11 protein-coding genes and 3 tRNA genes are annotated in these 11538 nt (G+C 72.2%); 4 read left to right on the plus strand and 10 right to left on the minus strand.

Annotated elements, in window-relative coordinates; translation table 11 throughout:
- Both ABFC67_RS00430 and ABFC67_RS00435 read right to left on the minus strand, forming a co-directional pair.
- Nucleotides 1-1296 (minus strand): DEAD/DEAH box helicase (locus ABFC67_RS00430; protein WP_346736066.1); only part of this gene is annotated, 1296 nt, incomplete at its 3' end.
- Between the two features lie 145 nt (nt 1297-1441).
- Nucleotides 1442-1532 (minus strand) — tRNA-Ser (locus ABFC67_RS00435).
- Nucleotides 1533-1652: 120 nt separating this feature from the next.
- Between ABFC67_RS00435 and ABFC67_RS00440 the strand changes: the two genes are divergently transcribed.
- Nucleotides 1653-2354, plus strand: a complete 702-nt coding sequence (locus ABFC67_RS00440; RefSeq protein ID WP_346736067.1) for a protein phosphatase 2C domain-containing protein — start codon at nt 1653-1655, stop codon at nt 2352-2354.
- 22 nt (nt 2355-2376) lie between these two features.
- Here ABFC67_RS00440 and dnaQ read toward each other — a convergent pair whose 3' ends face one another.
- Genes dnaQ through ABFC67_RS00455 form a run of 3 tightly spaced genes read right to left on the minus strand, consistent with a single transcriptional unit; the run spans nt 2377 to nt 4278 of the window.
- Nucleotides 2377-3090, minus strand: a complete 714-nt coding sequence (gene dnaQ / locus ABFC67_RS00445; protein ID WP_346736068.1) for a DNA polymerase III subunit epsilon — start codon at nt 3088-3090, stop codon at nt 2377-2379.
- A gap of 46 nt (nt 3091-3136) precedes the next feature.
- On the minus strand, nt 3137-3595 hold the full coding sequence (gene rnhA / locus ABFC67_RS00450) for a ribonuclease HI (protein ID WP_346736069.1): 459 nt from the start codon (nt 3593-3595) through the stop codon (nt 3137-3139).
- On the minus strand, nt 3592-4278 hold the full coding sequence (locus tag ABFC67_RS00455) for a methyltransferase domain-containing protein (RefSeq protein WP_346736070.1): 687 nt from the start codon (nt 4276-4278) through the stop codon (nt 3592-3594). The genes rnhA and ABFC67_RS00455 overlap by 4 nt, the downstream gene beginning before the upstream one ends.
- A 125-nt stretch (nt 4279-4403) precedes the next feature.
- Between ABFC67_RS00455 and gloB the strand changes: the two genes are divergently transcribed.
- From gloB to ABFC67_RS00470, 3 genes are all read left to right on the plus strand, one after another.
- Complete coding sequence (gene gloB, locus ABFC67_RS00460; protein WP_346736076.1) at nt 4404-5159, plus strand: hydroxyacylglutathione hydrolase; 756 nt, start codon at nt 4404-4406, stop codon at nt 5157-5159.
- Complete coding sequence (locus ABFC67_RS00465) at nt 5156-6475, plus strand: LysM peptidoglycan-binding domain-containing protein (protein WP_346736071.1); 1320 nt, start codon at nt 5156-5158, stop codon at nt 6473-6475. The genes gloB and ABFC67_RS00465 overlap by 4 nt, the downstream gene beginning before the upstream one ends.
- Before the next feature lie 91 nt (nt 6476-6566).
- Nucleotides 6567-7346 carry an enoyl-ACP reductase gene (locus ABFC67_RS00470; RefSeq protein ID WP_346736072.1) on the plus strand — a complete coding sequence of 260 codons (780 nt, stop codon included), beginning with the start codon at nt 6567-6569 and terminating at the stop codon, nt 7344-7346.
- Between the two features lie 78 nt (nt 7347-7424).
- Here the strand turns inward: ABFC67_RS00470 and ABFC67_RS00475 are convergent, their stop codons facing one another.
- The 5 genes from ABFC67_RS00475 to lon form a co-directional block, all read right to left on the minus strand.
- On the minus strand, nt 7425-9344 hold the full coding sequence (locus ABFC67_RS00475; RefSeq protein WP_346736073.1) for a SurA N-terminal domain-containing protein: 1920 nt from the start codon (nt 9342-9344) through the stop codon (nt 7425-7427).
- 83 nt (nt 9345-9427) lie between these two features.
- Nucleotides 9428-9504: transfer RNA gene (locus ABFC67_RS00480), tRNA-Asp, on the minus strand.
- A 6-nt stretch (nt 9505-9510) separates the two neighbouring features.
- Nucleotides 9511-9585 (minus strand) — tRNA-Val (locus ABFC67_RS00485).
- A gap of 11 nt (nt 9586-9596) precedes the next feature.
- Nucleotides 9597-9869, minus strand: coding sequence for an HU family DNA-binding protein (locus ABFC67_RS00490; RefSeq protein WP_346736074.1), 273 nt, complete (start codon nt 9867-9869; stop codon nt 9597-9599).
- Nucleotides 9870-10203: 334 nt separating this feature from the next.
- On the minus strand, nt 10204-11538 hold a 1335-nt coding region (gene lon / locus ABFC67_RS00495; RefSeq protein WP_346736075.1), incomplete at its 5' end, for an endopeptidase La.

Consider the following 11538-nt stretch of genomic DNA (forward strand, 5'->3'; position numbering starts at 1 on the left):
GGCCGGCGCCTTGGCCGGGGCCCGGGTCGTGGCCTTGGCCGCGACCTTGCCGCCGCGCGTGCCGCCGCCCCTGCGCCGGCCGGCGTTTTCCGCCGTCGCGCCCGGGCGATGCCGGGACGCTGCGGCATCCTCGACGCGCGCCGCGCGCTCGGCCGGCGACGGCGCCGAGCCCGGCTCGAAACCGGCGACCGGCGACGACGGGATCTCCGCGCGCAGCAGCTTCTGGATGTCGCGCAGGTCGTCGCGCTCGTCGGCGCTGACCAGCGAGATCGCCTCGCCGCCCGCGCCGGCGCGGCCGGTACGGCCGATGCGGTGCACGTAGTCCTCCGGCACGTTGGGCAGCTCGTAGTTGACCACGTGCGGCAGGTGGTCGATGTCGATGCCGCGCGCGGCGATGTCGGTCGCCACCAGCACGCGCACGCGGCCCGCCTTGAGGTCGGCCAGCGCGCGCGTGCGCGCGCCCTGCGACTTGTTGCCGTGGATCGCGGCCGAGCCGATGCCGGCGCGCGCGAGCTGCTCGGCGAGGCGGTTGGCGCCATGCTTGGTGCGGGTGAACACCAGCACCTGGCGCCAGTCGCCGGTTGCGATCAGGTGCGCCAGCAGCGCCGCCTTGCGCGTCTTGTCGACCGGGTGCGCGCGCTGCGCGACGCGCTCGGCCGCGGTGTTGCGCGGCGCCACCTCGACGCTGGCCGGATCGTGCAGCAGGCCCTTGGCCAGCGCGCGGATCTCGTCGCTGAAGGTGGCCGAGAACAGCAGGTTCTGCCGCGTCTTCGGCAGCGCGGCGAGCAGCTTGCGGATATCGCGGATAAAGCCCATGTCGAGCATGCGGTCGGCCTCGTCGAGGACGAGGACCTCGATCGCGGACAGGTCCACGGTGCGCTGCCCGAGATGATCGAGCAGGCGGCCCGGCGTCGCCACCACGATGTCGACGCCGCGGCGGAAGCGCTCCACCTGCGGCTGCATGCCGACGCCGCCGTAGACCTCGGTGGTGGAAAGGCGCAGGTGACGGCCGTAGGTGCGCATCGACTCCGCGACCTGCGCGGCCAGCTCGCGCGTCTGCACCAGCACCAGGACGCGCGGCTTGCGGCCGCCCGCGGGCGCGGCGGCGAGGCGCTGCAGGATCGGCAGCGCGAAGGCGGCGGTCTTGCCGGTGCCGGTCTGCGCCGCGGCGAGCAGGTCGCGGCCGGCCAGCACCAGCGGGATCGCGCGCACCTGCACCGGGGTCGGCGCGTCGTAGCCTTCATCGGCCAGGGCACGCAGCAGCTCGGCGTTGAGGCCGAGATCGGAAAAACTCATGACTGGAACTCCTGAAACCGCCTCGCCGCGCCGAGCGCGGCCGCCGGTTCAGGCCGAGACGTGGGTGATCGCCGCGCGAGGCTTCCGCAGAAATCGGAACGCGCAGGCGAAAGGCGGGAGCGCAACCGGAGCGCCGTGAACGAACTGGCGGAGAGGGTGGGATTCGAACCCACGGTACGGACGAGCCGTACACCGGATTTCGAGTCCGGCGCATTCGACCACTCTGCCACCTCTCCGCGGCCCCTCGCCCACGGCGCGGACGCCGTACGAGGGCCGCGAATGATACGGCGCGGCTCCGATCGTGACAACCGCCGAGGCTTGCGGCATGCTCGCGGCAACCGCCACGACGCCAGGTCATGATCGAATTCGGACACGGCACCCACGTCGGCCTGCGCCGCGAGCACAACGAGGACACCTACTACGCCGACGACGCGCTCGGCCTGTGGCTGGTGGCCGACGGCATGGGCGGGCACGACCACGGCGAGGTGGCGAGCGCGCTGGCGCGCGACCACGTGCTGCGCGAAGCCGGCGCCGGGCGCGACCTGGCCGACGCGGTGCGCAGCGCCGACGAGGCGATCATCCGCCACTCCACGCGGCGCGCCGAGGCGCTGCCGATGGGCACCACCATCGCCGCGCTGCGCATCCGCGACGGCAGCTACGAGGTGACCTGGGTCGGCGACAGCCGCGTGTATCTCTGGCAGGGCGCGCTGCGCCAGCTCTCGCAGGACCATTCCTTCGTGCAGCAACTGCTCGACCAGGGCGCGATCACCAGCGAGGAAGCGCGCGCGCACCCGCAGCGCAACCTCGTCACCCAGGCGCTCGGCGTGACCGATCCGCAGCAGTTACGCGTGGAGACCGTGCGCGGCGCGGTCGAGCCGGGCATGCAGTTCCTGCTGTGCAGCGACGGCCTGACCGAGGAAGTCGACGACGCCGCGATCGCGCGGGTGCTGGCGCGCACCGAGCTGACCGCGCAGGAGTGCGTCGAGCACCTGATCCTGGCCGCGCTGGACGGCGGCGGCAGCGACAACATCACCGCGGTGCTGGTGCGCGTGCGCTGATCCGATCCCGGCGCGCGGTCGCTCAGGCGCCGCCGCCCACCCTGCGCCACACGCTGCCGTTCTTGGCCGCCTTGTCCAGCGCATCCAGCCGCGCCTCGTGCGCGGCGCATTCCTCGGCACTGGCGCGCAACACGCGGGGGCGCGTCAGCGGCACCGCGGCGGCGCGCGCCGCCGCCGCCGCACCCGGCCCCTCGTCCAGCGCGAGCGCCAGCGCGGCCTGGCCGGCGGTCATCGCCAGGTAGACCTCGGCCAGCAACTGCGCGTCGAGCAGCGCGCCGTGGAACTCGCGGTGCGAGTTGTCCACGCCGAGGCGCTTGCACAGCGCGTCCAGCGAATTCTTCTGCCCGGGATAGCGCGCGCGCGCCAGCGCCAGCGTATCGACCACCTCGGCATGCTCGGCGACGCGCCCGTAGTGCGCGCCGGCCAGCGCCAGCTCGGCGTCGAGGAAGCCGACGTCGAAGGTCGCGTTGTGGATCAGCAGCTCGGCGCCATCGACGAATGCCAGCCATTCCTCCGCCAGTTCGGCGAACGCCGGCTTGTCGGCCAGGAAGTCGGCGGTGATGCCGTGCACCGCCACCGCGCCGGGATCGATCGCGCGACCGGGATTGCAGTAGCGGTGGAAGGTGCGGCCGCTGGGGCGGCGCTCGATCAGCTCGATGCAGCCGATCTCGATGACGCGGTGGCCCTGGCTGACCTCGAGGCCGGTGGTTTCGGTATCCAGCACGATCTGCCGCATGCCTGCTCCTGGTTTCGCACGGCCGCGCCGTCCGGGCCGCGGCGATCTAGGCCGACTGCGCGCGGACGCGCTCGGCCGCCTCGCGCGCGGCCTGGTCGACGCGCTCGTTCTCGGCGTGGCCGGCGTGGCCGCGCACCCATTGCCACGTCACTTCGTGGCGCGCCGCCGCCTCGGCGAGGCGCTGCCACAGGTCCTGGTTCTTGACCGGCTTGCGGTCGGCGGTGCGCCAGCCGTTGGCGCGCCAGCGCGGCAGCCATTCCTCGATGCCCTGCTTGACGTACTGCGAGTCGGTGGCGAGGCGCACGCGGCACGGGCGCTTCAGCGCCTCCAGCGCGGCGATCGCCGCCGACAGCTCCATGCGGTTGTTGGTGGTGGCCGGCTCGGCGCCGTCCAGCAGCCGCTCGTGGCCGTTCCAGCGCAGCAGCGCGGCCCAGCCGCCCGGCCCGGGGTTGCCCAGGCAGGCGCCGTCGGTGAACGCATCGACCGTCCGCGCCGCGCTGCTCATGCGCAGGCCCGGTGCGCGCCGGGCGCGAGCGTGCCGGCGCGCGCGCCGACATGCACCGATCGCGGGCGCAGCCGCAGCGGAATCGTCGCCATGCGGCGCTTGCGCGCGATCAGCACGTAGCCGCCGCCAACGGCGTGCAGCCAGCGCGGCTGCGAACGCGAGGTTTCCGCGCGCGGCCACGCCGCGCCGCAGCGGCGCACGGCGTAGACGTCGACCCCGCGCGCGGCCAGCGCGCCGCGCCAGCGTCCCGGCAGGGCCAGCGTCAGCGCCGCGCCCGCGCGCCGCGCGAGCCACGGCTGCCACAGGCTGAGCGGATGCAGCGCGGCGATCAGCGCGATGCCCTGCGGCGCGAGCACGCGCGCCAATTCGTCGGCGATCGCCTCGGGACCGCCGATCGCCTCGGCGGCAAGGCGCACGACCACGGCGCGGAAACTGTCGTCGGCGAACGGCAGCGCGTCGGCGCTGCCGAGCAGATCGCCGCTCAGCGCGCCCGCGTCCACGCGCAATCGCGCCCAGGTCGCCAGCAGCGGCGTCGGCGGCAGCGCCGGCGCGACGCAGGCGTCGACCAGCAGCGCATGCGGCCCGGCCAGCCCGGCCAGCTCCGGCGCGAGCGCGGCGGTCGCGTCCGCGCACAGGGCGCGCAGCGGCGGCGTGGCGTACAGGGCGGCAAGGGTTTCGGGCATGAGCGGAAGCGGTGAGCGTCGTCACGATTGTGCGCGAAAGCGGCCGCAAGGTTAACAGGCGGCTAACTGGCCGGCCGCGGCGCGTTGCTATAGTGCGACGCCTTCACGTCCCGGACCGCCACGTGCTGCGACTGTCCGCGCTGCCCGCGCTCAGCGACAACTACATCTGGCTGCTCGCCGACGCCGCCGGGCAGGCGCTGGTCGTCGATCCGGGCGAGGCCGCGCCGGTCGAGGCGGCACTCGCGCATGACGGCCTGCGCCTGCGCGCCATCCTGCTGACCCACCACCACAACGACCACATCGGCGCCGCCGCCGAGCTGGCGGCGCGGCACGCGGCCACGGTCATCGCGCCGCACGATCCGCGCATCCCGTCCGCCGACCGCCGCGTGGGCGGCGGCGACCGCGTCGCGCTGCCGGCTCCGGCGGCGGATTTCGAGGCGATCGCAGTCCCCGGGCACACGCTCACGCACATCGCCTACGCCGGCGAAGGCGTGCTGTTCTGCGGCGACACCCTGTTCAGCCTCGGCTGCGGGCGCCTGTTCGAGGGCACGCCCGCGCAGATGCTGGCGTCGCTGGATCGCCTGGCGGCGCTGCCCGACGCCACCCGCGTCTGCTGCGGCCACGAGTACACCCTCGCCAACGCCGCGTTCGCGCTCACGGTCGAGCCGGACAACCCGGCGCTGCACGCGCGCATCGCCGAGGCGCGCGCGCAGCGCGCCGCGGGCCGCCCCACCGTGCCGAGCACGCTGGCCGCGGAGCGCGCGGCCAATCCGTTCCTGCGCACGGACGCGCCCGCCGTCGCGGCATGGGCCGCGCCGGCAGGCACGCGCGTGGCGCGCTTCGCCGCGCTGCGCGCGGCCAAGGACACGTTCCGCGCATGATCCGCCGCCTGCTGGCCACGACCGCATCGGCGGCGCTGCTTGCGGCCTGCGCACAGGCGCCGACGCGCGCGCCGGCCCCCGCGCCCGCCGCGCCGCCATCGACGCCGCCGGCGCCGTCCGGCACGACGGCGGCGCCGACGCCAGCGCCCGCCGCGGCCGACGCCTGGGAGCGGCTGCGCCGCAGCTTCGCCATGGACGATTGCGACGGCGACGCGGATATCGCCGCATGGGCGCGCCGCTACGCCGCCGCGCCCGACCGCCTCGAAGCGCAACTGCAGGCAGCGCTGCCACTGCTGCGCTACGTGCAGGAGCAGGCGCAAGCGGCCGGCGTGCCCGGCGAATTCGTGCTGCTGCCATGGGTCGAAAGCGGATACCGCGCCGTGCCCGGCCGCCGCGGCGGCCCAGCCGGCATCTGGCAGATCATGCCGGCGACGGCGCGCGCGACCGGCCTCGCCATCGGCCGCGACTACGACGGCCGCCTCGACGCGCATGCCGCCACGCAGGCAGCCCTGCGGCTGCTGCGCGGGTACGGCGACGAGTTCCGCGATTGGCGCCTCGCCGACCTTGCGTTCAACACCGGCGAGTACAGCGTCAAGCAGATGCTGCGCCGGCATGGCACGCCCGACCCGGCGTCGGCGATCCCCGACCTGCCGATCGGCCCCACCACCCGCGAGCACCTGACCAGGCTGCTGGCGATGGCCTGCATCGTGCGCGAGCCGGCACGCTTCGACGTGCAGTTGCCGCAACTCGACGACGATGCGCGGCTGACCCTGGTGCCGCTGCCGGCGCCGCTCGACCTGCGCCTGGCGGCGCGGCTCGCGGGCGTATCGCTGGATGCGCTGCGCGCGCTCAACGCCGGCTACCGCGGCACGCGCATGGCGACGGATGCGCCGCACCACCTGCTGCTGCCGCGGGATGGTGCCGGACGGTTCCGCGCCGCCTACGCGCTGGCCGACGCCAGCGCCTGGCGCGACTGGGTCGACGCGCGCGTGCGCGCGCCGACCACGCTCGCGGCGCTGGCCGCGTACGGCGACGTGCCCGCCCCCGCGCTGGCCGCGGCGAACGCCGGGGACGCGGACGCGACGCTGGCGGCGGGGCGCACGCTGCTGCTGCCGCGCACGCTGCTCGCGCACGCCGGGGCGCTGCTGGCGCCGATCGAGGCACGCGCGCCGACGCACACCGTGAAGCCGGGCGAAAGCCTGTGGAGCATCGCCCGTCGCTACCGCGTGGACGTCGAGGACCTGCGCGCCTGGAACGGCCTGGGGCAGGCCGCGCTGCGCCCGGGCCGGACGCTCCGCCTGAACGCGCCGGACTGAAACGCACCGTACCCGCGCGCACGGCGGCCCATCCCGCTAAACTTCGCCGGTTGCGGTCCCTGCCGCAGCCAGACCGTATTCGGGAGGAAGCATGGGATTTCTGCACGGCAAGCGCGCCCTGGTCGTGGGCATCGCCAGTCAGCGTTCGATCGCCTGGGGCATCGCCAACGCGATGCATCGCGAAGGTGCGCAGCTCGCCTTCACCTACCAGAACGACAAGCTGAAGAGCCGCGTCGAGGAAGCCGCGGCGGAGTTCGGCTCCAGCATCGTGCTGCCCTGCGACGTCGCCGACGACGCCCAGATCGACGGCATGTTCGACGCGCTGGGCAAGCATTGGGACGGCTTCGACATCCTGGTGCACTCGGTGGCGTTCGCGCCGCGCGAAGCGATCCAGGGCGACTACCTCGACGGCCTCACCCGCGAGGCGTTCGGCATCGCCCACGACATCTCCAGCTACAGCCTGGCGGCGCTGGCCAAGGCGGCGCGGCCGCTGATGAAGGACCGCGCCGGCGCGATCGTGACGCTCACCTATCTGGGCGGTCCGCGCGTAGTCGCCAACTACAACGTGATGGGCCTGGCCAAGGCCAGCCTCGAGGCCAACGTGCGCTACCTGGCCGCCAGCCTCGGCCCGCACGGCACGCGCGTCAACGCGATCTCGGCCGGGCCGATCAAGACCCTCGCCGCCGCCGGCATCTCCGGCTTCCGCAAGATGCTGGAATACGCGGAGAACAGCGCGCCGCTGCGCCGCAGCGTGACCATCGACGAGGTCGGCAACGTGGCCGCCTTCCTGTGCTCCGACCTCGCCTCCGGCATCACCGGCGAAGTCACCTACGTCGACGCGGGCTACAACATCCTCGGCATGGCGCTCTGAAGAAGCCGCGGACGGGCAAACGCGAAGGGGCCGCGCACGCGCGGCCCCTTCTTTTTCCGCAACGCGCGCGTACCGCGTTTACTGCAGGCGGTCTTCGGCGGTCTTGATCTTGGCGGCGCCACGCAGCGCGGCGACGAACTCGCGCACCGCTTCCGCGCCGTACATGCGCCCGAGCTGCTGGCGCAGCATGCTGCGCTCCTGCTGCGCGGCCTTGGCCGGATCGCCCGCGTGCACCGCGTCCAGCGCCACCAGGGCGTAGGCGCCGTGCTCGAGCGGCACCAGCGCGGTGCTCGGCTTGGCCGCGGCCGGATGCGGCATGCGGAACACCGCATCCAGCAGCGCCTGCTCCGGCTGCTGCGCGTCGCGGCCGGTGCCGGCGGCGGTTAGCATCTGCGCGCCCGCGTCGGCGGCGATGGCCTGCAGGTCGCCGCCCTGCTGCAGCTTCGCGTACAGCGTCTGCGCGCGCTGCTTGGCCGCCGCCTCGGCGCGCTCGGCGAGCACGCGCTGGCGGATCGCGTCGCGCACCGCGTCCAGCGGTTTCGGCGTCGCCGCGGTGTGCTTGGCGTCGCGCAGCACGACGATGTGGTTCGGGCCCAGCTCGACCGGATCGGAGGTATTGCCTTCGACCAGCACGGTGTTGGAGAACGCCGCCTCGACCACCTTCGGATTCGCGGCGATGCCCTGGCCGCCGCTGCGCGGGAACGCGTCGGTGGTCTGGATCGTCAGGCCCAACGCCCGGGCCGCGGGCTCGAGCGAGCTCGGATCCTGGTAGATCAGGTCGGTCAGCTTGCCGGCCACTTCGCTGAACTTGCGTTCGCGCTCGGAATCCAGCATCTGCTTGGCCAGTTCGCCCTTGACCTGCTCGAACGGCTTGGCTTCGCCGGCGCGCTCGTCGCGCAGCCAGATCACGTGGTAGCCCTCGCTGGACAGCACCGGATCGGAGACCTGGCCCTTGTGCAGCGCGAACAGCGCCGCCTCGAAGGCGGGGTCGGTGTCGCCCTTGCTGACCCAGCCGAGGTCGCCGCCCTGGCGCTTGGAGCCGAGGTCGTCGGAGTTCTGCTCGGCCAGCTTGGCGAAGTCCGCGCCCGGCGCCTTGGCCTCGGCGTCCAGCTTCTGCGCCTTCTCCAGCGCCGCCTTCTGCTGCGCCGGCGTCGCGTTCGCCGGCACCTTCACCAGGATGTGCGACGCCAGGCGCTGCTCGGGCAGCACGAAGCGCTGCTTCTCGTCCTCGTAGCGCTTCTTCAGCGACTCGTCGTCGATCGTGGCGTCGACCTTGAGGCTGGCGGCGTCCAGTTCGAGGTACTGCAGCGCCACCGTCTCCGGATTCATGAAATCGGACCGGTGCGCATTGTAGTAAGCGGCGATCTCGGCATCGTCGACCGCGCCCTCGCCCTCGCCCGCGCCCGGTGCGGGCAGTTGCACGTAGCGGAAATCGCGGGTCTGCAGTTTCAGGCGCAGGTAGGCGTCGACGTCGGCATCGGTGGCGAACGCGCTGGCTTCGACCGCCTGCGGCAGGGTTTCCGCCTCGAGGTCGGAACGCACGCGTTCCTGGAACGCCAGTGGCGACATGCCTTGCGCCGCCAGCACCGCACGGTAGGCGCCATCGTCGAACTTGCCGTCGACCTGGAACGCGGGGATCGCGGCGATCGCGTCGCGCACCTGCACGTCGGACACCGTCGCGCCGAGTTCCTCGCCGGCCTGCATCACGACCTGGCGATCGATCAGGGCGTCGAGGACCTGGCGCTTGACCTCGGGCTTCTCGAAGTAGCTGCCGTCCAGCTTGTTGCCGCTCTGCTGCTGCGCGCGCTGGCGGTAATTGTCCATCGCGGTGCGGAAGTCCTGCTGGCTGACTTCGTGGCCGTCGACCTTGGCCACGAAGGTATCGGTGCGGGCGACGAAGTACGACTCGATGCCGAAGAACGAGAACACGAAGACCAGCAGGCCGAAGAAGATCTTCGCCAGCCAACCCGACAACAAATTGCGCATTTTGCTCAGCATCGTTCTCGCCCGCTGCAGCGGCCGCCTCGCGGCGGCATATCCGTAAATGGCAAGGGCGCCCCGCGGGCGCCCTTGTCGGTAGGTGGCGGAGTGGACGGGACTCGAACCCGCGACCCCCGGCGTGACAGGCCGGTATTCTAACCGTCTGAACTACCACTCCGCGGCTTGGTGGGTGCTGAGGGGATCGAACCCCCGACCCTCGCCTTGTAAGGGCGACGCTCTACCGCTGAGCTAAGCACCCGACAAAGCGGCTCAGTTTATTGCGTCCTTGAGCGCCTTGCCAGCCTTGAAGGAAGGGACCTTCGAGGCCTTGATCTTGATCGTCTGACCGGTGCGCGGGTTGCGGCCGGTGCGGGCGGCGCGCTTGCGCACGGTGAAGGTGCCGAAGCCAACCAGCGATACGTTGTCGCCCTTCTTCAGGGACTTCTTGACCACCTCGAGCATCGCCTCGACGGCGCGGCCGGCATCGGCCTTGGTCATCCCGGTGCTGTCGGCGACAGCAGTCACGAACTCGGCTTTGTTCATTTAAGACTCCTTCTCAGGATTGTGCGGCCCGCTATGCATGCGCTTCGGGAGAAGCGGCATCCGCCAACGCGCGTCGGGCCCCCATCGGATGCCACTTCGGATCCCCGCAATCGCTCGAAGACGGCGCCTCGGCCAGATCGCGGTCCAACCTTTATACCAGCGCCCCAAAAACCGCGCAACACAAGGCGTGGCGCGCCTTTCAGCGATTCGGCGCCGCGCGCCGCGCGCACGCGCGCAAGGACAAAAAGCAAGTGCCGACGGCAGGATGTCCGCGCGGAAAACGCCATCGCGCCGCATCGCGCACGCGGACGTGCGCGATGCGGCGCGATGCGTATCAGTGGGTGCGCGACGGTGCGCCTTCGCCGGTGCCGTCCTCGTGCGCGGGCTCGATCGGCTTGCCCTCGCCTTCGGCGCGCTGCGGCGCGGGGCCCAGCGGCCGCTCCAGCGCCAGGTCGAGCACTTCGTCGATCCACTTGACCGGCCGGATCTGCAGCGACTCGGTGACGTTCTTCGGAATGTCGGCGAGGTCCTTGCGGTTCTCTTCCGGGATGATCACCGTGGTGATGCCGCCGCGATGCGCCGCGAGCAACTTCTCCTTGAGGCCGCCGATCGGCAGCACGCGGCCGCGCAGCGTGATCTCGCCGGTCATCGCCACTTCGGAGCGCACCGGCACCCGGGTCAGCGCGGACACCAGCGCGGTGCACATCGCGATGCCGGCGCTGGGGCCATCCTTGGGCGTGGCGCCCTCGGGCACGTGCACGTGCAGGTCGTGCTTCTGGTGGAACTCGGGATCGATGCCGAGCCGGTCCGCGCGCGCGCGCACCACCGACAGCGCGGCCTGGATCGACTCCTGCATCACGTCGCCGAGCTGGCCGGTGTGGATCAGCTTGCCCTTGCCCGGCACCACGGTCGCCTCGATGCTGAGCAGGTCGCCGCCGACCTGGGTCCAGGCGAGGCCGGTGACCAGGCCGATCTCGTTCTGCTGCTCGGCGCGGCCGAAGGTGAACTTGCGCACGCCGAGGTAGTGGTCGAGGTTGCGCGCGCTGACGTGCGCGTGCTTCGGCTTCGCCGCCTTCTTCGGCGGCTTCGCCTCGGCTTGCGCGGCCGCGGCCTTGGCGGGCTTGCCCGCCTTGACCGGCTTGCCCGCAAGCGACAGCTCCTTGACCACCTTGCGGCAGATCTTGGCGATCTCGCGCTCGAGGTTGCGCACGCCCGACTCGCGCGTGTAGTAGCGGATGATGTCGCGGATCGCGCTCTCGGACACGGCCAGCTCGTCCGGCTTGAGGCCGTTCGCCTTGAGCTGCTTGCTCAGCAGGTAGCGTTGCGCGATCGCGACCTTCTCGTCCTCGGTGTAGCCCGGGATGCGGATCACTTCCATGCGGTCGAGCAGCGCCGCCGGGATGTTCAGCGAGTTGGCGGTGGCGATCCACATCACCTCGCTGAGGTCGAAGTCGACTTCGAGGTAATGGTCGTTGAAGGCGTGGTTCTGCTCGGGGTCGAGCACTTCCAGCAGCGCCGCCGAGGGATCGCCGCGGAAGTCCATCGCCATCTTGTCGATCTCGTCGAGCACGAACAGCGGGTTCTTCATGCCGACCTTCGACATGTTCTGGATGATGCGGCCCGGCATCGAACCGATGTAGGTGCGGCGATGGCCGCGGATCTCCGCCTC

The sequence above is a fragment of the Mizugakiibacter sp. genome, assembly GCF_039680435.1.
Lineage (GTDB): Bacteria > Pseudomonadota > Gammaproteobacteria > Xanthomonadales > Rhodanobacteraceae > Mizugakiibacter.